This window comes from Bacillus sp. FJAT-26390, from assembly GCF_001682865.1.
In the GTDB taxonomy this organism is placed as follows: domain Bacteria; phylum Bacillota; class Bacilli; order Paenibacillales; family Paenibacillaceae; genus Pristimantibacillus.
In genome coordinates this window covers 1-25,032 of record NZ_MAQX01000005.1, presented here as the reverse complement: position 1 = coordinate 25,032, position 25,032 = coordinate 1, and the positions used below count along the sequence as shown (strand labels likewise).

At 49.1% G+C, this 25,032-nt stretch carries 22 protein-coding genes, 1 pseudogene and 2 riboswitches; all 23 genes and pseudogenes read left to right on the top strand.

From position 1 onward, the window contains the following. Positions 1–5: 5 nt before the first annotated feature. Positions 6–2,006, top strand: coding sequence for an ATP-dependent zinc metalloprotease FtsH (gene ftsH, locus A7975_RS10300; RefSeq protein WP_065385122.1), 2,001 nt, complete (start codon positions 6–8; stop codon positions 2,004–2,006). A gap of 346 nt (positions 2,007–2,352) precedes the next feature. Beyond that, complete coding sequence (locus A7975_RS10295; protein WP_053373349.1) at positions 2,353–3,405, top strand: BMP family lipoprotein; 1,053 nt, start codon at positions 2,353–2,355, stop codon at positions 3,403–3,405. Between the two features lie 131 nt (positions 3,406–3,536). Further along, positions 3,537–5,081: an ABC transporter ATP-binding protein gene (locus A7975_RS10290; RefSeq protein WP_065385121.1), complete on the top strand. Its 1,545-nt coding sequence runs from the start codon at positions 3,537–3,539 to the stop codon at positions 5,079–5,081. Positions 5,082–5,086: 5 nt separating this feature from the next. Beyond that, positions 5,087–6,169, top strand: a complete 1,083-nt coding sequence (locus tag A7975_RS10285) for an ABC transporter permease (protein ID WP_053373347.1) — start codon at positions 5,087–5,089, stop codon at positions 6,167–6,169. A 1-nt stretch (position 6,170) separates the two neighbouring features. Then, positions 6,171–7,133, top strand: a complete 963-nt coding sequence (locus A7975_RS10280) for an ABC transporter permease (protein WP_053373346.1) — start codon at positions 6,171–6,173, stop codon at positions 7,131–7,133. 328 nt (positions 7,134–7,461) lie between these two features. Beyond that, positions 7,462–8,400, top strand: coding sequence for a quinolinate synthase NadA (gene nadA / locus A7975_RS10275; RefSeq protein ID WP_053373345.1), 939 nt, complete (start codon positions 7,462–7,464; stop codon positions 8,398–8,400). A 135-nt stretch (positions 8,401–8,535) separates the two neighbouring features. Then, positions 8,536–10,149 carry an L-aspartate oxidase gene (nadB, locus tag A7975_RS10270; protein WP_053373344.1) on the top strand — a complete coding sequence of 538 codons (1,614 nt, stop codon included), beginning with the start codon at positions 8,536–8,538 and terminating at the stop codon, positions 10,147–10,149. Then, positions 10,142–11,026 carry a carboxylating nicotinate-nucleotide diphosphorylase gene (nadC, locus tag A7975_RS10265; RefSeq protein ID WP_053373343.1) on the top strand — a complete coding sequence of 295 codons (885 nt, stop codon included), beginning with the start codon at positions 10,142–10,144 and terminating at the stop codon, positions 11,024–11,026. Before nadB ends, nadC begins: the two co-directional genes overlap by 8 nt. Next, a complete protein-coding gene (locus A7975_RS10260; protein WP_065385120.1) occupies positions 11,023–11,796 on the top strand; it encodes a type III pantothenate kinase in 774 nt (257 codons plus the stop codon). The genes nadC and A7975_RS10260 overlap by 4 nt, the downstream gene beginning before the upstream one ends. Further along, on the top strand, positions 11,796–12,704 hold the full coding sequence (hslO, locus tag A7975_RS10255; protein WP_065385119.1) for an Hsp33 family molecular chaperone HslO: 909 nt from the start codon (positions 11,796–11,798) through the stop codon (positions 12,702–12,704). Before A7975_RS10260 ends, hslO begins: the two co-directional genes overlap by 1 nt. Positions 12,705–12,721: 17 nt before the next feature. Next, positions 12,722–13,735: a peptidylprolyl isomerase gene (locus A7975_RS10250; protein ID WP_065385118.1), complete on the top strand. Its 1,014-nt coding sequence runs from the start codon at positions 12,722–12,724 to the stop codon at positions 13,733–13,735. 127 nt (positions 13,736–13,862) lie between these two features. Then, complete coding sequence (gene cysK, locus A7975_RS10245) at positions 13,863–14,801, top strand: cysteine synthase A (protein ID WP_053373339.1); 939 nt, start codon at positions 13,863–13,865, stop codon at positions 14,799–14,801. Between the two features lie 113 nt (positions 14,802–14,914). Then, the gene (locus tag A7975_RS10240) at positions 14,915–16,519 is read left to right on the top strand and encodes an anthranilate synthase component I family protein (protein ID WP_141680274.1); all 1,605 of its coding nucleotides are present in this window, start codon (positions 14,915–14,917) and stop codon (positions 16,517–16,519) included. After that, positions 16,516–17,097 carry an aminodeoxychorismate/anthranilate synthase component II gene (gene pabA, locus A7975_RS10235; RefSeq protein ID WP_053373337.1) on the top strand — a complete coding sequence of 194 codons (582 nt, stop codon included), beginning with the start codon at positions 16,516–16,518 and terminating at the stop codon, positions 17,095–17,097. The genes A7975_RS10240 and pabA overlap by 4 nt, the downstream gene beginning before the upstream one ends. Continuing rightward, positions 17,094–17,969: an aminodeoxychorismate lyase gene (pabC, locus tag A7975_RS10230; RefSeq protein WP_053373336.1), complete on the top strand. Its 876-nt coding sequence runs from the start codon at positions 17,094–17,096 to the stop codon at positions 17,967–17,969. Before pabA ends, pabC begins: the two co-directional genes overlap by 4 nt. A 71-nt stretch (positions 17,970–18,040) precedes the next feature. Further along, a complete protein-coding gene (folP, locus tag A7975_RS10225; protein ID WP_065385117.1) occupies positions 18,041–18,889 on the top strand; it encodes a dihydropteroate synthase in 849 nt (282 codons plus the stop codon). Between the two features lie 62 nt (positions 18,890–18,951). Further along, positions 18,952–19,338, top strand: coding sequence for a dihydroneopterin aldolase (gene folB, locus A7975_RS10220; RefSeq protein WP_053373334.1), 387 nt, complete (start codon positions 18,952–18,954; stop codon positions 19,336–19,338). Then, complete coding sequence (folK, locus tag A7975_RS10215; protein ID WP_053373333.1) at positions 19,316–19,870, top strand: 2-amino-4-hydroxy-6-hydroxymethyldihydropteridine diphosphokinase; 555 nt, start codon at positions 19,316–19,318, stop codon at positions 19,868–19,870. The genes folB and folK overlap by 23 nt, the downstream gene beginning before the upstream one ends. After that, entirely contained in the window at positions 19,822–20,034 is a 213-nt protein-coding gene (locus tag A7975_RS10210) for a helix-turn-helix domain-containing protein (RefSeq protein WP_053373332.1), read from the top strand. Before folK ends, A7975_RS10210 begins: the two co-directional genes overlap by 49 nt. A gap of 54 nt (positions 20,035–20,088) precedes the next feature. Next, positions 20,089–21,055: pseudogene (gene dusB, locus A7975_RS10205) on the top strand (tRNA dihydrouridine synthase DusB). Positions 21,056–21,357: 302 nt separating this feature from the next. After that, positions 21,358–21,834, top strand: a complete 477-nt coding sequence (gene greA / locus A7975_RS10200) for a transcription elongation factor GreA (RefSeq protein WP_053373331.1) — start codon at positions 21,358–21,360, stop codon at positions 21,832–21,834. Between the two features lie 158 nt (positions 21,835–21,992). Next, positions 21,993–23,501, top strand: coding sequence for a lysine--tRNA ligase (gene lysS, locus A7975_RS10195; RefSeq protein ID WP_231637343.1), 1,509 nt, complete (start codon positions 21,993–21,995; stop codon positions 23,499–23,501). A 172-nt stretch (positions 23,502–23,673) separates the two neighbouring features. Continuing rightward, positions 23,674–23,752, top strand: a riboswitch (cyclic di-GMP riboswitch). A 51-nt stretch (positions 23,753–23,803) separates the two neighbouring features. After that, positions 23,804–23,882: riboswitch (cyclic di-GMP riboswitch) on the top strand. A 13-nt stretch (positions 23,883–23,895) separates the two neighbouring features. Further along, a complete protein-coding gene (locus tag A7975_RS10190; protein ID WP_053377541.1) occupies positions 23,896–24,705 on the top strand; it encodes a transglutaminase-like domain-containing protein in 810 nt (269 codons plus the stop codon). Positions 24,706–25,032 lie beyond the last annotated feature (327 nt).

The following is a 25,032-nucleotide window of genomic DNA, read 5'->3' as shown; positions in this document are numbered from 1 at the left end:
TGGGGATGAATCGGATCATCCGTAATACTGGTTTTTATTTAATTATCTTTTTGGTGACCGTTGGGATTTTTCAATTTATCAGCAGCCAAAATGACACGACAGTTGGATTGCGATATGACGAGCTTCGCGCTGCAGTTGAATCAGGCAATGTTAAAGAGCTGAGTGTTAAGTATGAGAATCAAACTTATTTTGTTTCTGGTAAATATAATACAAAGCCTGCAGGCGCGGAAAGCGACCAATTTGTATCTAGGGTCAGCGTCAAAGCGGAGGAGAAGATCCTCGCATGGCAGGAGCAGTTCGGGTTTCAGCTTGAAAGCAAGGAAATGGATCAGCCAAGCATTTGGCTAACATTCCTCACTTCCATTATTCCGTTTGTCATTATCTTTGTCCTGTTCTTCTTCTTAATGAATCAAGCTCAGGGCGGCGGCGGCAAAGTGATGAACTTTGGCAAGAGCAAAGCGCGGCTTTATGATAATGAGAAGAAGCGGATTACATTTGAAGATGTCGCTGGTGCAGACGAGGAGAAGCAAGAGCTCGTTGAGGTTGTAGACTTCTTGAAAGATCCGCGCAAATTTAATCTGGTTGGGGCTCGCATACCGAAAGGTGTCTTGCTGGTCGGTCCTCCAGGTACAGGTAAAACCTTGCTTGCCCGCGCAGTAGCAGGGGAAGCAGGTGTACCGTTCTTCAGTATTTCCGGTTCCGATTTCGTGGAGATGTTCGTCGGTGTCGGCGCATCCCGTGTGCGTGACTTGTTCGAGAATGCGAAGAAAAACGCTCCATGTATCATCTTTATCGATGAGATTGATGCAGTAGGTCGTCAGCGTGGCGCAGGTCTTGGCGGCGGTCATGATGAGCGTGAGCAAACGCTCAACCAATTGCTCGTTGAGATGGATGGTTTTGGCGCTAACGAAGGCATTATTATCATTGCTGCAACGAACCGTCCTGATATTCTCGATCCGGCACTTCTACGCCCAGGCCGTTTTGACCGTCAAATCACGGTTGATCGTCCAGACGTTAAAGGCCGTGAAGCGGTGCTTAAAGTGCATGCGCGCAACAAGCCGCTTGCGAAGGACGTTAAGCTTGAAGTTATCGCGAAGCGCACGACTGGCTTCAGCGGTGCCGACCTAGAAAACTTGCTTAATGAAGCAGCGCTTCTTGCTGCCCGTCGCAACAAAAAGGATATCGCTATGGTCGAGGTTGATGATGCGATCGATCGGATTATCGTCGGTACGGAGAAGAAGAGCCGTGTTGTCAGTGACCGTGAGAAACGTATCGTTGCTTACCATGAGGCAGGACATACCATTGCAGGCTTCTTCTTGGAGCATGCAGATATGGTTCATAAAGTTACCATTATTCCTCGCGGCCGCGCTGGCGGATACGTCATTATGCTGCCGAAGGAAGACCGTATGCTTGTAACGAAGCAAGAGCTTCTTGATAAAATTACCGGTTTGCTTGCAGGCCGCGTGGCGGAAGAGCTGTTTATTGGAGAAATCGGAACAGGCGCATACAGTGACTTTAAACAAGCGACTAGTATCGTGCGTGCGATGATCATGGAATACGGTATGAGCGATAAGCTTGGACCAATGCAGTTCGGCAGCTCGCAAGGGCAAGTATTCCTGGGCCGTGATATCGGTCACGAACAGAACTACTCCGATGCGATTGCTTACGAGATTGACCAAGAAATGCAATCCATCATTACGGGTTGTTACGACCGTGCGAAGAAGCTATTGTCAGAGAAGAGCAAGGAAATGCATTTGATTGCTCAAACGCTGCTTAGCGAAGAAACGCTTGAACTCGAGCAAATTAAACGTTTGGTTGAGACAGGTACTTTGGAGGGCGGCCCGTCTTCTGATGGAGCTGCAACAACAACTGAATCGACTGTTGAACCGATCGTTGAGACAGTTGGCGATGTGAAGGTCCGCATTCAGACACGTGAGCAGGATGAGATTAAAGGTCCTGTCCTAGAGAAGCGAGACAACCCAGAAGATCCGGATAAGAACGAGTAGATTTTTGTTATTGATGGCTGGTATAGTCGTTCTGCTACTTGCAACAAGTGGCGGGACGACTATTTTTTTCTTTATTAATGTTCGGATTTAGCCTATAATACGGTTATAAACCTTTAGCGCAAAACAGAGATGCTAACATAAAGGTTTATCTTTTTCGGCCAATATATTACATATATGTTACACGGAAGCGCGGTCAATGATTTTATGTCAGCAAACCTAACACTAATTCATTGACGTATAATTTTTTGTAACTATAATGAAATAATAGCGGCCAGGAACAGCAAGAATAAGAAAGTAATCGGGGTTGCACTGCTTCACCTAAATTTGAGCAAGGGAGAGAACACGCATGAAAAAAACATTTAGCTTTATGCTCGTTATGATGATCGCGTTGACACTAGTGTTGTCAGCTTGCGGAGCGAAGAAAAACAATGAGGGCGGAACAGGCACAAACACAAATGAGGGTGCCAAAGTTGAGTCTGATGGAACTGGTAAAGATTTTAAAATCGGTATGGTTACTGACGTAGGTGGCGTACATGACAAATCCTTTAACCAAAGCGCATGGGAAGCTCTTCAAAAAGTAACAGCTGAGACAGGCGCTGAAACGAAGTTCTTGGAAAGTAAAGGCGAAGCAGACATGGAGCCGAACCTGAACAGCTTCGTTAAAGAAGGCTACAGCCTCACTTGGGGTATCGGTTTCTTGTTCAACGATGCACTTAGCAAAGTGGCAAAAGAAAACCCTGATGCAAAGCTAGCTGTAATTGACAGCGTAATCGAAGCTCCAAACGTTGCTTCGATCACTTTTGCTGAGCATGAAGGATCTTTCCTTGTGGGCGTTGTTGCGGGTCTTATGACCAAAACAAACAAAGTAGGCTTTGTAGGCGGTATGGAAATTCCGGTTATCAAACGTTTTGAAGCAGGCTTCAAAGCGGGTGTAGCTGCGGTTAAACCAGATGCGACTGTAAAAGTTGACTACACAGGCGACTTCGGTAAGCCTGACCTTGGTAAATTGTCTGCAGCAACGATGTATGATGCTGGTATCGATATTATTTTCCACGCTGCTGGCGCTACTGGTAACGGCGTGTTTAACGAAGCAAAAGCTCGTAAAGATGGCGGCGACGACATTTGGGTTATCGGCGTAGATAAAGACCAATCGCTTGAGTTCGGCGATGAAATCACGCTTACTTCCATGATGAAGGGCGTAGATGCAGCGGTTCACAAAATTTCTAAAGACCTGATTGCAGGTAACTTTGCTGGCGGTACGACGCAAGAGCTTGGTTTGAAAGACGATGCAGTAGGCTTGCCGGCAACTAGCAAGAACATTCCTGCTGATGTGCTTGCAAAAGTAGATGAATATAAAGCGAAAATCGTTAGCGGCGACATTAAGGTACCGACTGAATAGTTTCCTTTATCCAAAGGTATCCTTTGATTGAGGATCGTTTGTCGATGTATCAGACAAGACCGGCTTCGGCCGGTCTTTGTTCTTTTTTTATGTTGGAAAGACAGCGTTAGAAAACCGGGGAGATGATGAGAATGGACCGGAGTTTGCCAGCAGTACAGTTAAAAGGTATTACAAAGCGCTTCCCTGGGCTCGTTGCAAATGATTCCATAAATTTTGAATTGAAAAAAGGCGAAATCCATGCGCTTTTGGGTGAGAATGGCGCAGGCAAGTCGACGCTAATGAACATTTTATTCGGACTATATCAGCCGGATGAGGGTGAAATATGGATTAATGGCAATCAGACGGTTATTGAAGGCGCGTCGAAGGCTATTGATTTAGGCATCGGCATGGTGCATCAGCATTTCAAGCTGGTACAGCCTTTTACGGTTGCAGAAAATATTGTGCTTGGCAATGAACCTGTCAAAGGTATGAAAATCGATTATAAGCTTGCAAATGAGAAGGTTCGGGCTATTTCTGAACGTTATGGTCTGAAAGTAGATCCTCAGGCGCGGATTAAAGATATTACGGTAGGAACACAGCAGCGGGTCGAAATTCTGAAAACGTTGTATCGGGGCGCGGAAATCGTTATTTTCGACGAGCCGACTGCCGTTCTAACTGTACAGGAAATCGAAGAACTGATTGAGATTATTCGTAATCTTGCTGCGGAAGGCAAGTCCATTATTATCATTACGCATAAATTAAAAGAGGTTATGGCGCTCGCCGACTCCGTAACGGTCATTAGACGAGGCAAGGTTATTAGAACCGTAAGCACGGATGAGACAAACGAGCAGCAGCTTGCTGAGCTTATGGTTGGCAGGGACGTATCCTTCGAGGTCAAGAAGACGAAAAACGAGCCTGGCAAGGTCGTCCTCTCGGTTGAGGATCTGCAAATGAAAGGCGAGCATGGCAAAAATGCTTTGAACGGCACTAGCTTTACTATCCGTGCCGGGGAAATCGTCGGAATAGCCGGCGTTGACGGCAACGGCCAAAGCGAGCTTATCTATGCGATTACAGGAATGCGCAAACTTGATGGCGGCAGCGTGAAGCTGAATGGACGGGATATGACGAACCTTTCACCGCGCCAAATATCGGTTGCCGGCGTAGGCCACATTCCAGAGGATCGGCATAAGCATGGCTTGGTGCTTGATTTCTCCGTAAGCGAAAATATGATTTTGAATACTTATTTTGAGCCGGAGTTTGGCCGCTCGATGTTTATTGATTACGATGCGATGGACAAGCTGGCGGACAAGCTCGTAAACGAGTTTGATGTACGCTCGTCGGGCATTCATACGCATGCGCGCGCTCTCTCGGGAGGCAACCAGCAAAAAGCGATTATCGCTCGCGAGCTGCATAAGGATCCTGATCTGCTTATTGCTGTGCAGCCAACGCGCGGACTTGATATCGGTGCGATTGAATACGTGCATAAGCGGCTTGTGCAAGCCCGTAATGAAGGGAAAGCGATTTTGCTCGTATCCTTCGAGCTTGATGAGCTTTACGCTTTATCCGATCGCATTGCAGTTATGTACGAAGGCAAGCTAATGGGCGAGGTTGATGCTGAGAATAGGGATGATCAACAGCTTGGTTTGATGATGGCTGGCAATAAGTCGGCTGTTGCTGCATCAGAGGGGAGAGGATAGCGTCTATGGAAACGTTGAAAAAAATATTTAATAAAACATCTATCCTTATTCCCGGTGTAGCGATCATACTCGGGTTATTGATTGGCGCTATTGCAATGGTGGCTGGAGGCTACAATCCAATTCTGGCTTACAGCTCATTGCTGGACAAGCTCTTCAGCACGCCTTACAACATGGGGGAAGCAGTTCGGGCGATTACGCCTTTGATCTTCACCGGTTTGGCGGTTTCATTTGCATTCCGTACCGGACTCTTCAATATCGGGGTTGAAGGACAATTTGTAATGGGTATGACGGGCGCGACGATTATCGGCGTGCTGCTCGACTTGCCTTGGTATATCCATGCTCCGCTCGCTATTATTACAGGAGCTGTATTTGGCGGACTTTGGGCGGCAATTGCTGGATACCTGAAAGCAAAACGCGGCGTCAATGAAGTTATTTCGTCGATTATGTTGAACTGGATCGCTTTGTTCCTGTCCAACTTTATTATCGCGAAGTTCCTAGTGGAGAAAGGCCAACAAAAATCGATGGCTGTTCATGAGTCGGCGATGGTGAAAATTGATTGGCTAATTAAACTGACGGACAACGCCCGCATGCACTGGGGTACGATCATCGCGCTTATCTGCATCGTTGTGTTTTACATCGTGCTTTGGCGCACGAAGCAGGGTTATGAGCTGCGCGCGGTTGGACATAATCCCGATGCGGCTTTGTATGCAGGCATGAACGTTAAATTAACGATGGTTAAATCCATGTTTATAAGCGGCGTATTTGCCGGTCTTGGCGGCGTGTTTGAAATTTTGGGCGTGTTCGGCAACCAGACGGTTATGGCCGCTTCGCCAGGATACGGGTTCGATGGCATTGCGGTAGCATTGCTTGGCGGCAATACGCCAATCGGCGTTCTGCTTGGAGCCATTTTGTTCGGAGGTCTAAGCTACGGCTCGGCTGGTATGAGCTTTGGCGCAGGCGTTCCTCCAGAGGTTGTGCGCATCGTAATCGGCGCCGTTATTTTCTTCGTTGCTTCGCATGGACTAGTGAAGTGGTTCCTCAAGCCTTTTCTAAATAAACGTGCAAGCAAGCGGAAGGAGGCGGTGTAAAATGAACGTGGTCGATGTTATTGGGCAGCTTATTAATACAACACTCGTGTTCTCCACCGCTCTTATCTTTACAGCACTTGGAGGCATGTACTCCGAGCGCTCAGGTGTCGTCAACATAGGGCTAGAGGGCTTGATGGTATCCGGTGCATTCGCTGCGGCGGTTGCAACCGAATATGCGATCCAAGCCGGCCTTGGAAATGCTTCGCCTTGGATCGGTCTCGTAGCGGCAGCCATATATGGCGTTCTGGTCTCGCTTCTGCATGCCGTATCCACGATAACGTTCCGTGCCGATCAGACGGTTGTGGGTGTCGTGATTAACATTTTCTCGCTCGGCTTGTCGCTGTACCTAACCAAAAGCTTGTATGATGGTTCAGGACAAACGCCGCAGCTTGCAAACGTATTTCATAAATGGAAAATACCTTACTTATCCGATATACCGTTGCTTGGCAAAGCGATATTTACAGCTTATCCGACAACCTATATCGTCATTATTCTTGCCGTTGTCAGCTACTTCGTCCTTTTCCGTACGCCATTTGGCTTGCGCCTTCGCGCGGTAGGCGAGCATCCAAGCTCTGCGGACACTGTCGGCATCAGCGTTACAAAATATCGCTATATCGGCGTATTGCTTAGCGGAGCGCTTGCGGGTCTTGGCGGCGCGACGATTACGCTGACTACGACGAGCAGCTTTGCCCATAATACGATTTCGGGGCAAGGGTTTATCGCGCTGGCAGCCCTGATATTCGGCAAATGGAATCCGCTTGGCGTCGTTGGCGCTGCCATGTTCTTCGGCCTTGCACAGGCGCTGAGAAGTTTTGCGCAGCTGTTTGAATTCTCGAAGCAAATTCCGGTTGAGTTCTTCTACATGCTGCCTTACGTCTTGACGCTCGTTGTATTGGCAGGGGCTGTTGGACGCTCGAACGCGCCATCGGCACTTGGCCAGCCTTACGATCCTGCTAAACGGTAGCAGCCGATCTAAAAATGATGCTAGGGTCTCTATCCAATTATGGATAGAGACCCTTTTTTTATTTTTGGACGGCTATTTAAGTAGAACTTTGCTCATAGACAGCCCTTATATTAATTAATTTTAAATTGCTGCCCGAAAATGGCCTTTAATACATTGACAGTAGCATCTACCACGTGTAAATTAAATCTTAATCAAATGAATTTATCCCTTTTGGTTTAAACTATAGGCGAGCGACTTTCTAAGTTTGTGCATCAATTCACAAAGTTCAGCTTGCCGCATTACGGAATGGGCATTATCCCCCATCCCTCATAAGAGGAGAGGATCTACTGTGGAAGCACTGGCACTGGAACGCAAGGCGGAGCAAAACCGTGAGCTGCGTGAGCGGTTGTTACAGTTGAAGAAAGAACGGAATGCTATCATTTTAGCCCATTATTATCAACGTGATGAAATTCAAGAGGTAGCTGATTTCCGCGGCGACTCCTTCCTGCTTGCGCAGAAAGCTGCCCAAACGGATGCCGATGTAATCGTATTCTGCGGCGTTCACTTTATGGGTGAGAGCGCTAAGATTTTGGCACCGAACAAGACCGTAATCATTCCTGATGAGCGTGCCGGCTGCCCGATGGCAGACATGGTAAGCGTAGATGGCTTGCGCAAGCTGAAAGCGCAGCATCCGAATGCAAAAGTCGTTACTTACATCAACTCGTCTGCGGAAATCAAAGCGGAGACTGACATTTGCTGTACGTCGGCGAATGCGGTTAAGGTTGTTAATTCGGTTGAGGGCGACGAAGTCATCTGGGTACCGGACAAAAACCTTGGTCACTATGTGCAGCAGAACACCGATAAGAAAATGATTATCTGGGAAGGCTACTGCAACACGCATGACATGCTAACGGTGAAAGACGTAGAAGAAATGAAAGCGAAATATCCGAACGCACAGTTTGTTGTTCACCCGGAATGCCGTCCGGAAGTGGTTGAGCTTGGCGATTTTGTAGGCAGTACAACCGCCATCATTAAATATTGCAAAGAATCGGATTGCCAAGAGTTTATCGTAGGGACAGAGGACGGTACAGGTTATCAGCTTCGTCTGGACAGCCCAGGCAAGACATTCCATTTTGCATCTAAATATTTGGTTTGCCCGAACATGAAGGTCAACAATTTGAAGAAGCTCGTGAAAAGCTTAGAGACGATGCAGCCTCAAATCTATGTGCCGCCGCATGTTGCGGATCAAGCTCGTTTGTCCTTGGAGCGCATGCTACTCGTGAAGTAGTATGCGCTACTCCTATGTTTGAAATATAAGAACTTATTTGTTCTAATTCTATGATTATGCTTATATTTCACCACGAAACGAAAGCAAAACGAAGCCAAAGGTCGGCTTTTGCCGTTTACGCTTGGAGGAGCCATAATGATTCCTAGATATTTAGTCGATGTGCAGTTGAGTGAGCTGCCTGTTATTGAAAAAGACGTCATTGTTATCGGGGCCGGCATTGCCGGTCTTTTTACCGCTATACGGGCAAGCGAAAATAATTCCGTTCTTATGATTACGAAGAAATCGCTGCTAGACAGCAACACTCGCTATGCGCAGGGCGGTATCGCTGCCGTTATTTCGGACGAGGATTCGCCTGCCTATCATAGACAGGATACGCTTATTGCAGGCGCTGGTTTGTGTTCGAATGAGGCGGTTGATGTACTTGTGCATGAGGGACCGAAGGGCGTTCGCAGCCTGATCCAGATGGGAACGCAATTCGATTTGGAAAATGGCGAGTTTGCTCTCACGAAGGAAGGCGCGCATAGCCAGCGGCGTATTTTGCATGCCAATGGGGACGCGACTGGCTTCGAGATCGTTAGAGCGCTATCGGAAACCGCTGTCGCTAATCCGAAAATCGAAGTGTGGGACGACCACTTTGTCATCGATCTCGTGACACAGGATGGCGAATGCTGCGGCGCAATCGTGCAGAAGCCTAGCGGACAACGCTTGTTCGTCAAAGGGAAAGCGGTCATTTTGAGCTCTGGCGGAGCAGGACAGCTCTATCGCTATACAACCAATCCCGAAGTGGCAACAGGTGACGGTATTGCGATGGCTTACCGTGCAGGCGCATACATACAGGACGTGGAGTTTATTCAATTCCATCCGACTTCGTTATGCTATCCGGGCGCTCCGAGATTTCTCATTTCGGAGGCCGTGCGCGGAGAAGGGGCGTATCTTCGCAATATTAAAGGAGAGCGCTTCATGGAACGCTACCATGAGCAGCTGGAGCTTGCGCCTAGGGACGTTGTAGCAAGGGCGATCGTCAGCGAGATGGAAGAGACGAAATCGACGTTTGTTTATATCGATATTACGCATGAATCAGCGGAAATGGTAAAGCATCGTTTTCCTACTATATATGAATACTGTTTGAGATATGGTCTCGACTTGACGTCCGACTGGATTCCGGTTGCGCCTGCCATGCATTATATGATGGGAGGAGTGAAAACCGACCTAAATGGGGAAACGAACATTAAGCGTTTGTTCGCATGCGGCGAGGTATCATCCACCGGTGTCCATGGCGCTAATCGACTGGCAAGCAATTCGCTTTCCGAGGCGATCGTATTCGGCAGAAGAATCGTGAAACGAATTAATGAGCTGTCAGGCAGTACAATTACGCCTGTTATTGAGAATGAAACAGAACGAAGCAGCACATCGATTCAGGCTGTAGTGGAAAGACGGCTTAAGCTGCAAAAAATTATGGTGCGTTATGCTGGCTTGCGCCGTGATGCAAAGGGGCTTGAGAAGGGTCTTGAGGAATTGAAGCGTCAGCTGTCGATTTATCAATCGGTTCTAACCGAGCGTGAAGAGTACGAGTTTGCTAATTTGTTAACCTGTGCGATGCTGACCACGGAAGCGGCGCTTTCGCGGGAGGAAAGCCGTGGAGCGCATTATCGGGAAGACTTCCCGGCACGCGACGATGTGTCATGGAGAAAGCATACGGTGTTGCACCGTCTATATGGACTGACGGAGGAGCGGATAGAAGATGTATGAATGGACGGCAGGCGGATATGATGCTGCAGTGCGCGAGCAAATTCGCGGCTGGCTGGCAGAGGATTTGGGCAGCGGAGATATAACGACGGAGACCACGATTCCTAGGGAGTCGAAGTCAAAGGCCGTTATTCACGTGAAGGAAAGCGGCATTATTGCAGGGCTTCCCATCGCTAAGCTTGTATTTGAGGTTGTAGATTCGTCGCTTGTGTTCGAGCAGAAGGTACAGGACGGCGATTATGTAGATAAAGGTACGGTAATTGCAATCGTAGAGGGCAGTACACATAGCTTGCTTATAGGCGAGCGTCTTGCGCTTAACCTGATGCAGAGACTATCGGGCATTGCTACTAAGACACGCGCTTTCGTAGATGCGCTTGAGGGGCTTCCGGTCCGGCTTGTGGATACACGCAAAACAACGCCTGGCCACCGAATGCTGGAGAAGTATGCCGTGCGCGTTGGCGGTGGAGCGAACCATCGGTTTGGGCTGTACGATGCGGTTATGATCAAAGACAATCATATTAAAGGCTCTGGCGGCATTCGCGCGGCGGTTGAAGCAGCACGCCGCAAAATTCCGCATACGATGAAAATTGAAGTGGAGACGGAGTCGCTTGAACAGGTTGATGAAGCGCTGGCATGCGGCGCAGACATTATCATGCTCGACAATATGGCCCCTGATCGGATGAGAGAAGCGGTCGCTCGAATCAAGGGAGCCTCGCCTCATGTTATCGTAGAAGCATCAGGCGGCGTTTCATTAGAAACCATAAATCGTATTGCGGCATGTGGAGTTGACGTTATTTCCGTAGGCGGACTGACTTACTCCTTCAACGCGCTGGACATTAGCTTGGATTTGAATGCGAAGAAGGGTGGGGAACCGCTTTGATCCTCGTCATTGATGTCGGGAATACGAACATTGTGCTTGGCGTATACAAAGGGAAAGAACTTTTGCACCACTGGCGGCTTAGCACGAATCGTTCGGCGACAGTAGATGAGTACGGCATTAACATTCACAATCTGTTTCATTACGCAGGCGTGAAGCTGGAGCAGATAAACGGTGTCATTATTTCATCGGTGGTGCCTCCTCTAATGCGGACGTTAGAGCAGCTATGCTTAAAATATTTGCGCAAAACACCGCTTGTCGTAGGGCCTGGCGTAAAAACAGGATTAAACATCCGCTATGAAAACCCGCGTGAAGTCGGAGCCGACCGCATCGTGAATTCCGTAGCGGGCATCGTCAAATACGGATCACCCCTTATTGTCGTCGATTTTGGAACGGCTACGACATTTGATTATATCGATGAAGGCGGCAATTATTTAGGCGGGGCCATTGTTCCGGGAATCGGCATTTCGACCGAGGCGCTGTATCAGCGTGCCGCGAAGCTGCCGCGCATTGAGCTGGTAAGGCCAAAAAGCGTAATTGGGCGCAATCCGGTAACGTCGATGCAGGCTGGCATTATTTTCGGTTATGCTGGACAAGTAGATGGAATCGTAAAACGCATTCGTAACGAGTTTGGCGTCAATCCGCGCGTTATTGCGACCGGGGGCCTAGCCGAGTTAATCGCTGCAGAATCGGAAACGATAGAAGAGGTTGATCCGCTTCTGACACTCGAAGGCTTAAGAATTATATATGAACGCAATCAGGAGGGATTATGATGGAAAATCAGCTGAAGGACGTGTTGGTGCGAGGGACGGCATGGGGCGGAAAAATTCGAGTGTTCGCGGCTCGCACGACTCTGCTTGTAGAGGAACTTCGCCAGCGGCATGGCACGTTCCCAACTGCTACGGCAGCACTGGGCCGCACCTTGACAGCCGGAGCCATCATGGGCGCCATGCTGAAAGGGCAAGAGAAGCTGACCATCCAAGTGAAGGGCGATGGCCCAATCGGTCAAATCGTCGTGGATGCGAATGCAGACGGAGAGCTGCGCGGATACGTTGATCACCCGCAGGTTCATTTGCCGAGCAATGCGCATGGCAAGCTGGATGTTGCCGGTGCGGTCGGACGCAGCGGGCATCTTCATATTACGAAGGACTTAGGAATGAAGGAGCCTTATCGCGGAAGCATTCCGATTGTCTCCGGCGAGCTTGGCGAGGATTTCACGTATTACTTCGCGGTTTCGGAGCAGACGCCATCTGCGGTTGGACTCGGCGTATTGGTGGATACGGACAATTCGGTGCTGCATGCAGGCGGATTTATCGTACAGCTTATGCCAGGATTAACGGATGAGGAAATTACACGGCTGGAGCAAGCGGTAGGCGCGATGCCTCCCGTTACGACTTTGCTGGATCAAGGCGAGACGCCCGAGGATATGCTTGCCCGTATTGTTGGCGATAGCGGAGAGCTTCAGATTCACGATACGATGGACTTGAAATTCCAATGCTTCTGTTCCGCGGAACGCGTAGAGCAAACGCTTCTCAGTTTGGGCGAAAATGAGCTGAAACAAATTATTGAAGAAGACGGAAAAGCGGAAGTCGTTTGCCAATTTTGCAACGAAGCGTATACATTTGAGCGGGCGCAGCTAGAGCTGCTGCTTGATCAAGCGAAACCGAAGCCGATCCAATAATCGGAGGCATTAGGGTAATGAAGAAATACGAGGTGCTGAGGGCCGTTGTCATCCTTCAAGCCGTATGTATGGTGGTGTTAACGGTTGTTGTGGTAGTGAAGGTGTGGCCGGGGAACGACCGACTGCCAGGCACTAACCCGCCAACGAATGTAGGCAGCGAAGAGGAGACCGGAGAACCGGCCAAACCTGGCCATACCCCGAGCGTTGATCCTTCGCAGCAAGCGGACAAGCAGCGGATTATTGCTAAGGTGGGCACGGAAGAGATCACGTTAGCCGATCTGGAGAAAGAGCTCCATAAGCAGTATGGGGATGCTGTTCTGCGTACATTAATGCTTCACAAAGCGATTGATTTGGAGGCGGCAGCTTCCGAGCTGTCCGTATCGGCTGAAGAGCAAAGCCGTGAGCTTGAGAAAATGATCGAAGGCTACGATAGCGAGGCTCGCTTCTATGAAGTCATGCTGGAGCAGGTTGGCATGACGAAAGAACAGGTGCTGGAAGATCTGCGTTACCGATTGCTCATGGAGAAAATCGTCGTTCGCAGCATTAATGTTAGCGATGAAGAGGTTGACCGTTATATTGCCGACCACCCGGAGGAGTTCGCTGCGCGAATACAGCTGCATCTGCAATGGATATTGACGGAAACGTCGAAGGAAGCGAACTCTGTACTTAGGCTGCTGACTGACGGTGAGGATTTTAGCACGTTGGCACGGAACTACTCGATTGACTCCTTCACAGCAGATTCAGGCGGAGACTTGGGCTTGATTGATGAAGATGACCCTTTCTACAACCGCGAGATGCTGGATACAGCCAGCAGGCTGCAAGTAGCCGAAATGGCTGGTCCCATTAAGGTTGACGGGGGTTATGCGGTTATTCGGCTCATCGAACGCCAGACGACAACAAAAATGACGGGGCGCAGGCTGCAAGATACGGTTCGCAAGCAGCTGGCAATTGAACGCGCCGACTCGATGACGGATCTTGAAGACAGGCTGCTGGATAAATACGATGCTGAGCAAACAGGAAAAACAGAATAGCATCGATTAGAGTATCGTTTTCAGTGGAGTGAGAAAGTCACTATTGACAACGGATGCAAGACATTGTTAAGATGGAATTAGTGAAAAAACCAACTGAATTAGTCGGAATAAGGAGGCAGTTATTTCCATGGCCAAAATTGTGCAAAGCGTTCTAGATCTTATCGGTGATACTCCGCTTGTTCGTTTGAACCGTCTCGTACCTGAAGGCAGCGCAGAAGTTTATGTAAAGCTTGAATACCAAAACCCAGGTGCAAGCGTAAAAGACCGTATCGCAATCAGCATGGTTGAGGTAGCGGAGCAAGAAGGAATTATTAAACCAGGCGATACGATTATTGAGCCTACAAGCGGCAACACAGGAATCGGACTAGCGCTAGTAGCAGCAGCTAAAGGCTACAAGGCGATTCTAGTAATGCCTGAAACCATGAGCGTTGAGCGTCGCAACCTGCTTCGTGCTTACGGGGCTGAACTCGTATTGACGCCAGGATCTGAAGGTATGAACGGTGCGGTTCGCAAAGCGGAAGAGCTTGCAGCTGAGAACCCTAACTACTTCCTGCCGCAACAATTCAAAAACCAAGCAAACGTGAAGATCCACCGTGAAACGACTGGCCCAGAAATCGTTGAGGCGATCAACTCCCTTGACGGCAAATTGGATGCATTCGTTGCAGGTATCGGTACTGGCGGTACAATTACAGGTACTGGCGAAGTGCTTAAGAAAAACTTCGACGGCATCAAAATCTACGCAGTTGAGCCTGCGGCTTCGCCGATTCTATCTGGCGGCAAACCAGGCGCTCACAAAATTCAAGGTATCGGCGCTAACTTCGTACCTGACATTTTGAACCGCGAGGTATACGACGCTGTTATTACGATTGAGAACGAAGATGCGTTTGAATATGCTCGTCGCGCAGCGAAAGAGGAAGGCATCCTTTGCGGCATTTCTTCCGGTGCAGCGATTTATGCGGCATTGCAAGTTGCGAAGGAGCTTGGCGCTGGCAAACGTGTAGTTGCTATCGTTCCGAGCAACGGCGAACGTTACCTTTCGACTCCATTGTTCAACTTCGAAAACTGATTTTTATTGCCTATACAAGAGGGCCTTTCATTCCCCGGAATGGAAGGCTTTCTTTTTAGTTAGCTATTCTGTATACTGAGCAAAATAAGTCAAGTTATCGGGGGTTGAAGGTGATGGTCACCGCAATGGAGCAGTGGAATCGGTGGCACGCCGAACGTAAATATACGACGCTGCCGCTACTAAAGGAACTGCCATTTGAGCTAGAGATTCGGGCGGGCGTTACTTCATGGGAAGAGGTGTGGCAGGACGCCTCGCCTTATGCTTTTGTACTAGAGAGCGGCAAGGACGGACGTTATACGTATTTGGGGCTGCATCCGGATGGCGTGATACGCGGCAAAGGCATGTCTGCGGAGTCGGTGCAGTTTCATTCGGTCGAAGAGCAGAGCAAGCGCCGGTGGGAAGGGAAACCTCTAGACGTTGTGAGGGAGTGGATGAGCGGCCAGCTTGGTCCAAGGCTTGAGGATGGCCCTAAGTGGCTTGGCGGCTGCGTTGGATTTTGGGGTTATGATATCATACGCTCCATTGAGCGATTGCCTGTTATAGCTGAGGATGATCGGAATATTCCGGATTATTTATTTATGCAGCTGAATGAGCTATGGGTGATTGACCATGTGCAATCGAAGGTGTTTTGCGTTGTGCATACGAAGGTTGATCTGGACACGGATCATGACGAACTTAGCTCTGCCTATGAGCGTGCTTTATCCAGAGCGGAAGGGATGACCGATTACTGGTTAACCTGGTTTGACGAAGAACGCGCCAAGGAGAAGGCAGCGGCCCTTCGCGGTCAGCGGCAGCAACTGCTGGAAGACGATAGGCTGCAAATCGACGTCGCTTCTGTCAGCGGCATTACCTCTCCTTTTTCGAAGGAAGCTTATATGGAGGCCGTTCGGAGCATACAGGCATATATCGAGCAAGGTGACGTATTTCAAGTGAATCTTTCGGTGCGGCAAAGCAAGGCGATTGCGGCTTCGCCAGAAGAGCTGTATGAATGGCTAAGGCTCGTTAATCCGTCTCCCTATATGGGCTTTCTGCGTTGTCCCGACTTCCAGCTAGTATCGGCATCGCCGGAGCTGCTCGTCGAGCTGCGCGAGAGCAAGCTTGCCACAAGGCCCATTGCGGGAACCAGGAGGCGGGGGCGCACGGAAGAGGAAGATCTTCGCCTAGCAGACGAGCTTCTCTCGAACGAGAAGGAGCGGGCCGAGCATATTATGCTGGTTGACCTGGAGCGGAATGATCTTGGACGGATTTCAGCCTACGGCTCCGTACAAGTAGAAGAGCTCATGGTTATCGAATATTATTCGCATGTCATGCATCTTGTTTCACAAGTAAACGGACAACTAGCAAGCGGCAAGGATGCTTACGATGTCATTTCGGCTACCTTCCCGGGAGGGACGATTACAGGCGCTCCAAAAATTCGCACGATGGAAATTATTGAAGAGCTTGAGCCGACGCGCAGAGGTCCCTATACAGGTTCGCTTGGATGGATTGACTATAACGGGGATATGGAATTTAATATAATTATCAGAACAATTGCACTGCAGGACGGGATTGCTCATATTCAAACCGGAGCAGGTATCGTTATCGATTCCGATCCGGAGCGAGAATATAAGGAATCGTTGAACAAGGCGAAGGCATTATGGAAGGCCATTCAATATAGCGAACGGTTTGCCGCGCACGGACAAGCAGCAGAACCGGATAGAGGAGGAGCGTTAACATGATACTGGTAATCGATAATTATGATTCTTTCACTTACAATTTGGTTCAATATTTAGGTGAGCTCGGGGAAGAAATTATAGTCAAACGCAATGACGAGATTGATTTGGCAGGAATTGAAGCGCTGGCTCCTGATCATATTTTGATATCGCCAGGTCCTTGCTCGCCGAATGAAGCAGGCATCAGCCTGTCGCTGATCGAGCATTTTAAAGGGAAAACTCCGATTTTCGGCGTTTGTCTAGGCCATCAGGCAATCGGACAAGCCTTTGGAGGCGAGGTTGTACGCGCAGAGAAGCTGATGCATGGCAAAACGTCCGCTATTCATCATAATGGAACGTCGGTTTTTGCTGGTTTGCCTTCGCCATTTACCGCTACACGCTACCACTCTCTCATCGTGCGCCGCGAAACGCTGCCGGATTGCTTGGAGATTACAGCAGAGACGGATGAAGGCGAAATTATGGGTCTGCGTCACAAGGAATATGCGATTGAAGGGGTACAATTCCACCCGGAATCCATTATAACGGAGCATGGTCTGACGATGCTGCGTAATTTCTTGCAAAATCGGAGCGCCGCGGTACGATGAAAGTCGGACTGAACGGCTCCGTTATGGAAGCGAGCGAAGCCGTGATCTCAGTATATGATCACGGTTTTTTGTACGGGATGGGCTTGTTCGAGACCTTTCGCACCTATGAGGGGAAACCTTATTTATTGGACAGGCATATGAGGCGATTGCAGTCGGGCTGCGAGCAGCTTGGCATTCGGTATCACGCCGATGCTGGGCAAGTCAGGAAGCTGGTGAGCGAGCTGCTGGAAGCGAACGGCCTTACGGACGGTTATGTACGAATGACGGTCAGCGCTGGTGAGGCTGAGCTTGGCTTGCCGACAGGCGATTACGAGCAGCCTAATATGTTCATGCTGGTAAAGGCCTTGCCGACTGTTAATGATGCGGTTCATATGCGCGGACGGGAGCTGCGCCTTATGCAGACTAGACGGAATACGCCGGAGGGCGATGTCCGCTTCAAATCTCTCCATTATATGAACAATATTATTGCGAAGCGCGAGCTGCTCGCTGGCGACGCCTCTGCAGGCGCTGAGGGGCTTATGCTTAGCCGCGAGGGCTGGCTTGCCGAAGGTATTGTCAGCAATTTGTTTTTTGCGAAGGATGGCATCGTCTATACGCCTGACCTAACTACCGGCATATTGCCGGGCATTACGCGCGAGCGGGTGCTTGAGCTGGCGCGGAGCGCGGGTTACAGTGCGGAGGAAGGGCTTTATAGCTGGGAGCGGCTGCATGCGGCCGATGAAATTTGGCTTACCAATTCGATTCAGGAGCTTGTTCCTGTGACGAGGATATCGGACTCGAGCGGTTGGAGCGCGGTTATTGGGAATGGTGAAGCGGGAATCGTGACAAGAGCTTTGTTGTCGTTGTACCGGCAATCAACACGAACCGATTAAGGTAAGATCAAATGGTTATAGCAGCCGTTAGCTGTAATTGAAAGAATAAGAAAAAGGGTGGGGGTCTTACCGTGGATCAGCAACCACATTTCTACAAAAGAACATACGAACTAGGCAGCGGAGTGAATCTGTCGCTCGGCAGCCGCACATTAATTATGGGTATTCTCAATGCTACCCCTGATTCATTCTCCGATGGAGGGCGTTATACGAATGTAGATGCTGCTGTTGCCCATGCGAAAGCGATGGTCCAGGATGGCGCCGACATTCTCGATATCGGCGGCGAGTCGACGCGCCCCGGCTTTGAGCCGGTGGAGCTCGAAGAAGAGATTCGGCGCATAGTTCCCGTCATTCAGGCGGTGCGTGAAGCGCTGCCGCATATTCCGCTCTCGATTGATACGTACAAAGCGGAGACGGCGCGTGCGGCGCTTGAAGCTGGCGCCCACATCATCAATGACATCTGGGGTCTTAAGGGCGACCCCAATATGGCCGCCGTTGCGGCGGAGTATGGTTGCCCGGTTATTATCAACCATAATCGCCATGCCCGGGACTATAACGACCTCGTCCCGGATGTGCTCGCTGACCTGCAAAGCAGCGTCAGCATCGCTCATACTGCCGGCATCGCCGATGAGCTGATCTGGCTGGACCCCGGCATCGGCTTCGCCAAAACCCATGAGGACAACCTCGAGCTGCTCGGCCGCCTATCAGAGCTGCATGCGCTCGGTTACCCGGTGCTGCTTGGCACCTCGCGCAAACGATTCATCAAGCAGACGCTGAATCTGCCTGTGGAAGAGCTTGCAGAGGGGACGGCTGCGACCGTCGTCCTCGGCATCGCGCATGGCTGCCAAATTATGCGCGTGCATGATGTGCGGCAAATCAAACGCGCCGCTCTGATGGCCGATGCGATCCTATACCGCAGCTAAGCCTGCTGCGGATGGCTTTTTTAAAATAATAGCTACGCTACATCGTTAGGAGAATGACTATAATGGATAGCATGACGATTAAAGGGATGAAGTTTTACGGCTATCATGGCGTGTTTCCCGAAGAGAACAAGCTGGGCCAGCAATATTACGTCGATATCGAGCTGCTGATGGATTTGGAGCAAGCGGGGTTGACGGATGATTTGAGCTTAACGGTCAATTATGCGGAAATCCACGCTCTTGCCAAAACAATCGTTGAAGGACCGCCTTTTAAACTGATCGAGGCTTTAACCGGTCACGTTGCATCGCGAGTACTGGAAGCTTATACTATGGTAAAAGAAGTTACAGTTCGAGTAACGAAGCCGCACCCGCCGTTCGACATCCATTTTGATGGAGTAACGGTAGAGATGCGCAGAAAGCGGGATGCTGATGGACGAACAATTCCCGCGTGACGGCGCTCCGGCTGACGCTTATATCGCATTAGGCTCCAATATGGGCAATCGCGAGCAATTGTTGCTTACGGCGATCGGCCTCATTGATGGCCATCCGGACATCGTGGTAAATAAAGTATCAGGCATGTATGAGACGGACCCGGTAGGATATACGGAGCAACCGCCTTTTCTCAATATGACACTAGCTGTGCGGACGACGCTTTCCCCGTTATCGCTGCTGAGGCAGCTGCTTGCTTTCGAGCAGCAATTAGGGAGAGTTCGACAAATACGTTGGGGACCGAGAACCATTGACCTCGATCTTCTCCTGTATGATAATGTCAGAATGGATCAAGAGGAACTGACATTGCCGCATCCGCGCATGATGGAGCGGCCGTTCGTATTAGTGCCGCTGCATGATGTTATGGATCAATCGCACCAGTTGCAAGCCGAGGTAGGTGCAGCGTCTGAGGCGGCGCTTCAGGATGGAAAGGAAGGCATCACGCTATGGAAAACAATCAATTGGCGCAGCGCGTCAGAGCCTTTCGAAAGCTGAAGGGCTATACTCAGCAGGAGCTGGCCAAGGTGCTTGGCGTATCAGTAGCGGTTCTCGGCTCATTGGAGCGAGGAACGAGAAAGACAGATCCAAAGCTGTTAAGTCACATAGCCAAAACGTTAGGAATCAGCTACGAGGAACTTATGTCTGACGATCGTCAGTGATGATGAAGCTAGAGATAGGAACAATAAACGGATAGAAGGGGAGCAAGGAGCGACATGCTGAAAATCGGTGACATCGAGATGAAGAACAGAGTAGTGCTAGCGCCGATGGCAGGCGTGTGCAACCCGGCTTTTCGATTGATTGCCAAGGAATATGGAACAGGTCTTGTATGCGCGGAGATGGTAAGCGACAAGGCGATTTTGCACGGAAATAAGCGGACGCTGGAGATGCTTGTTCGTCGATAAGCAAACGAATGCGGATATTATCGATATTAATATGGGCTGCCCGGTGCCGAAGGTAACGAAGTGCGATGCAGGGGCCCGCTGGCTGCTTGATCCGAACAAGATTTATGAAATGGTCTCTGCGGTAGTAGATGCGGTACGGAAGCCGGTAACGGTCAAAATGCGCATCGGCTGGGATGATGAGCATATCTATGCGGTCGAGAATGCACGTGCTGTTGAGCGCGCAGGCGGCAAAGCCGTTAGCGTACATGGACGTACCCGCGAGCAGCTGTATACCGGCAAGGCTAATTGGGACATTATAAAGGATGTCAAAGAAGCGGTATCTATTCCCGTAATTGGGAATGGCGACGTCTTCTCTCCAGAGGATGCTAAGCGGCTTCTTGATCAAACAGGCTGCGACGGCGTTATGATCGGACGCGGAGCGCTCGGCAACCCTTGGATGCTGTATCGGACGATCCAATACTTGACCAATGGCGAGCTGCTTAGCGATCCGACGCCGCGCGAGAAAATGGAAGTAGCCATTTTGCATCTGGACCGGTTAGTGGCGCTGAAGAACGAAGCGGTTGCGGTACGGGAGATGCGCAAGCACCTTGCTTGGTACCTCAAGGGACTACCAGGCGGAGCTCGCGTGAAGGATGTCATTATGGAAGAGACCGGACGCGATCCGATGGTAGCCATTTTGGAAAACTACGTACGGACGCTTGAAGAGGAAGCCGAATTCCAACCGACAGGCGTTTCCGCAGGCGGAGGCGCAGCGGCTGCTGAAGAGGTTGTATACTAAGTTGCGAATCAATCGATTATGCATTTTCCCTTGTACGCCAACCTAACCGACACCTTTCGACAAAAGCCGCTACCAAGCGGCTTCTGCTACAATTGCAACAAATGAAACGGTTTCAATGGGTAGGCTGGCTTTGATTGACATTCAGGGTGACTTTGCAATATAATCGTGCAATATAATCAACGAACACATCAAGAGCGCCTCAAACATCAGTAGGTATGAGGAGCAAGAAGCGTAATATATTAGGTATCAGTGAATTCATACAAGGTATGAAAAATTAGTCACATGACAGGAGAATCGGAAAGATGAACGATAAGCAAATCATTCTGACTCAAGAAGGGCTGCGAAAGCTCGAAGATGAATTAGAGAACCTAAAGTCGGTCAAGCGTCGTGAAGTTGCGGAACGTATTAAAGTAGCAATCGGCTATGGTGATATAAGCGAAAACTCGGAGTACGAGGATGCTAAGAATGAACAAGCATTCATCGAAGGCCGTGTTCTTACCCTTGAGAAAATGCTGCGCAACGCGCGTATTATAAATAATGATGATATTGATATTGATACCGTGAGCATCGGCTCGATCGTAACGGTTGAAGATATGGAATATGGCGATACAATGGAATATTCCATTGTAGGTACAGCGGAAGCAGATCCTTTGCAAAACAAGATTTCGAACGAAAGCCCGGTTGGCAAAGCGATTTTGGGCAAGAAAAAAGGCACAGTCGTTGAAGTAAACGTACCAGTCGGCATCATCCAGTACAAAATTCTCGATATCAAAAAATAAGGTTTGCCATGTGCGGATCAGAAAGCTTCCTTGTGGGAAGCTTTTTGAACGTTTACAATAGAAGAACCTATTATTTAAGATTATTAGAGGCTTATCTTTTACTGCAGGGTTCTGGCGACAACCGCGTACGCCTGCCGAACGATCAAGGAGATGAAGAAGTGGAACATGAAAACAATGAGCAGGAGCTAAGTGAGCTCTTGCAAATTCGCAGAGACAAGTTGGATGAGCTGAGAGGGCTGGGAGTAGACCCGTTCGGCCGTAAATTCGAGCGCACTCATAATGCCAAAGATATTGTACAAGCTTATGAATCGCTCAGCAAAGAAGAACTTGAAGGACAAGCCGTTAAGGTGAGCATTGCAGGCCGTATAATGCAAAAGCGCGGAATGGGCAAAGCCGGCTTCGCTACGATTCAAGATTTGAGCGGCAGAGTTCAAATCTACGTGCGCAAAGACTCGGTCGAAGAGCATAAGTTCGCTGCTTTCGATTTGCTTGATATCGGCGATATCATCGGCGTACATGGCGTTGTATTCAAAACGAATACGGGCGAGGTATCGGTCAAAGCTCAGGATATCGAAGTGTTGACTAAATCTTTACTTCCATTGCCTGATAAGTATCATGGCTTGAAGGATGTGGAGCTTCGCTACCGTCAGCGATACGTTGACCTTATCGTGAATCCAGACGTGCAGCAAACCTTTATTACCCGTTCAAAAATCATTCAATCGATGCGCCGCTACTTGGATTCCCGCGGTTATTTAGAAGTTGAAACGCCAACGCTGCATTCCATTGCAGGCGGCGCGGCAGCGCGTCCTTTCGAGACGCATCATAATGCGCTCGACATGCAGCTCTACATGCGTATTGCGATCGAGCTTCATTTGAAGCGGTTGATCGTAGGCGGCATGGAGAAGGTGTATGAGATTGGCCGCGTGTATCGTAACGAAGGCATTTCGACTCGCCACAACCCGGAATTTACCATGATTGAATTGTACGAGGCTTACGCCGATTACAAGGATATTATGGCTCTAACCGAAAATGTGATCGCGCATATCGCGCAAGAGGTTCTCGGTACAACCAAAATCACTTATCAAGGTCAAGAGATTGATCTAACTCCGCAATGGCGTCGCGTCTCCATGGTCGAGCTTGTTAAAGAAACGACGGGCGTTGATTTTGGCGTGGAGATGAGCGATGAGGAAGCACATCGCCTGGCGAAAGAGCATAAGGTAGCCGTTGATCCGCATATGACATTTGGCCATATCCTTAACGCTTTCTTCGAGCAGTTCGGCGAGCACACGCTCATTCAGCCGACGTTCGTAACCGGACATCCGGTTGCGATTTCACCGCTTGCCAAGAAGAACGAAGAGGATCCGCGTTTCACGGATCGTTTCGAGCTCTTTATTGTAGCGCGCGAGCATGCGAATGCATTTACGGAGCTGAACGATCCAATCGATCAACGCGAGCGGTTCGAATCACAGCTTGTGGAGCGTGAGCACGGCAACGATGAAGCGCATGAGATGGATGAAGACTTCATCCGCGCTCTAGAATACGGCATGCCGCCAACCGGCGGACTAGGAATCGGTATCGATCGTTTGATCATGCTGCTAACCGATGCGCCGTCGATCCGCGACGTACTGTTGTTCCCTCATATGAGAGATCAACGCTCTGCAGAGTAACGATTAAAATAGCAGAACCGCTTGGCACTGGCTGCCGGCGGTTCTTTTTATTTTCATCTGTCGAGCATTTGCAGCAGCAATCGTGAAATAACTACCAATTTCTTCTTTATAAGATGGCGAAATCTATTGATTTGCTAGAATCATATGGTAAGATGGATCTAATAAAGCGATACACGATAAACGGCAAACCTATCGAAAGGTAGGGACGCAAAGCTAAAGGGCCTTCCGGAAGATGGCAGCCAGCTACCGAATGGATGGGCTTTTTTTGTTTGTATAGGGACATGCGCTCAGCATGCAGCTTCACACGATAACGGCAAACCTATCGAAAGGTAGGGACGCAAAGCTAAAGGGCCTTCCGAAAGATGGCAGCCAGCTACCGAAGGGAGTTACGTTCATGCGTAAACTATTTTTAGCAATCGCAGCTTTTGTGCTTTTTGCATCCATTAATGTCTCTGTGGCACAAGCAAGCGAAGCGAATGCATCTGCTTGGCTGAATACGAGCAATTTGGATAACGGTGTTGTCTCCATCCAATATGCCGTAAATGCTAAAGTGAAAACGAAGCTTATGATTGTAAAAGGCCAAACGAACTATACATACAACCTCACTAGCGGGAAAACAGCCGAAAGCTTCCCATTGCAGCTTGGCAATGGTGAATATACGATTTCATTGCTTGAGAACACAACGGGCAATAAGTACAAACTAATAAACAAAGAGACAGTAACTCTTAGCTTAAAGGACAGCAACTCCGTTTACTTGAACTCCATCCAAAACATAGATTGGACAAGCTCAAGCAGTGCAGTTGCCAAAGCAAAGGAATTAACAAAAAATAAGAAGACAGACGCCGAGAAAGTAAAAGCGGTTTATGACTACATCATTACTAACATTAACTACGACAATCAACTTGCTGCTAACTTGTCGGTTGATTACCTTCCTAATATCGATCGTACTTTAAAATCAAAAAAAGACATTTGCTACGGTTACGCTTCTCTGTTCGCAGGAATGCTGAGGAGCTTGGATATTCCAACCAAACTAGTAATGGGACAATCCACATATGTAGATGTATACCACGCATGGAATGAAGTTTACATGGGTGGCAAATGGGTACTAATCGATACGACAGTCGATGCTGGCTTGAACAAGGGCAATAAGAAGTTCGAGCTAATCAAAGACGCAGCCAAGTACACAGCTGCAAAGCAGTACTAAATAACGGAGTGAATAACGAGCTAGCGCTTAGTCGCGAAGCTCGTTTTCTTATGTTTGGGCTCGGTAAATTCATCTGCATAAACGTAACTACTATATAGAAGAAAGATGCTGTAATTTGTGCCTTTAAAAAAGAATTAACTTTTATTAAAAAAGTACTTGCATTCGTATAGGCACACGTGATATATTATCTAGGTCGCCAACGAGACACACGGTCGACAAGAGAGAAAAGATTGCTCTTTGAAAACTGAACAACGAGTGAAACTGCCTCGCAAATCCTTCGGGATTTAGCGAAAAAGCGATATAAAAGTAATGAGCATTTCAAACACC

Bases quoted from the DNA above. Each gene is read 5' to 3' on its own strand.
- ftsH (WP_065385122.1), top strand. From the start codon at position 6: ATGAATCGGATCATCCGTAATACTGGTTTTTATTTAATTATCTTTTTG.
- A7975_RS10295 (WP_053373349.1), top strand. From the start codon at position 2,353: ATGAAAAAAACATTTAGCTTTATGCTCGTTATGATGATCGCGTTGACA.
- A7975_RS10290 (WP_065385121.1), top strand. From the start codon at position 3,537: ATGGACCGGAGTTTGCCAGCAGTACAGTTAAAAGGTATTACAAAGCGC.
- A7975_RS10285 (WP_053373347.1), top strand. From the start codon at position 5,087: ATGGAAACGTTGAAAAAAATATTTAATAAAACATCTATCCTTATTCCC.
- A7975_RS10280 (WP_053373346.1), top strand. From the start codon at position 6,171: ATGAACGTGGTCGATGTTATTGGGCAGCTTATTAATACAACACTCGTG.
- nadB (WP_053373344.1), top strand. From the start codon at position 8,536: ATGATTCCTAGATATTTAGTCGATGTGCAGTTGAGTGAGCTGCCTGTT.
- nadC (WP_053373343.1), top strand. From the start codon at position 10,142: ATGTATGAATGGACGGCAGGCGGATATGATGCTGCAGTGCGCGAGCAA.
- hslO (WP_065385119.1), top strand. From the start codon at position 11,796: ATGGAAAATCAGCTGAAGGACGTGTTGGTGCGAGGGACGGCATGGGGC.
- A7975_RS10250 (WP_065385118.1), top strand. From the start codon at position 12,722: ATGAAGAAATACGAGGTGCTGAGGGCCGTTGTCATCCTTCAAGCCGTA.
- cysK (WP_053373339.1), top strand. From the start codon at position 13,863: ATGGCCAAAATTGTGCAAAGCGTTCTAGATCTTATCGGTGATACTCCG.
- A7975_RS10240 (WP_141680274.1), top strand. From the start codon at position 14,915: ATGGTCACCGCAATGGAGCAGTGGAATCGGTGGCACGCCGAACGTAAA.
- pabA (WP_053373337.1), top strand. From the start codon at position 16,516: ATGATACTGGTAATCGATAATTATGATTCTTTCACTTACAATTTGGTT.
- pabC (WP_053373336.1), top strand. From the start codon at position 17,094: ATGAAAGTCGGACTGAACGGCTCCGTTATGGAAGCGAGCGAAGCCGTG.
- folB (WP_053373334.1), top strand. From the start codon at position 18,952: ATGGATAGCATGACGATTAAAGGGATGAAGTTTTACGGCTATCATGGC.
- folK (WP_053373333.1), top strand. From the start codon at position 19,316: ATGGACGAACAATTCCCGCGTGACGGCGCTCCGGCTGACGCTTATATC.
- A7975_RS10210 (WP_053373332.1), top strand. From the start codon at position 19,822: ATGGAAAACAATCAATTGGCGCAGCGCGTCAGAGCCTTTCGAAAGCTG.
- greA (WP_053373331.1), top strand. From the start codon at position 21,358: ATGAACGATAAGCAAATCATTCTGACTCAAGAAGGGCTGCGAAAGCTC.
- A7975_RS10190 (WP_053377541.1), top strand. From the start codon at position 23,896: ATGCGTAAACTATTTTTAGCAATCGCAGCTTTTGTGCTTTTTGCATCC.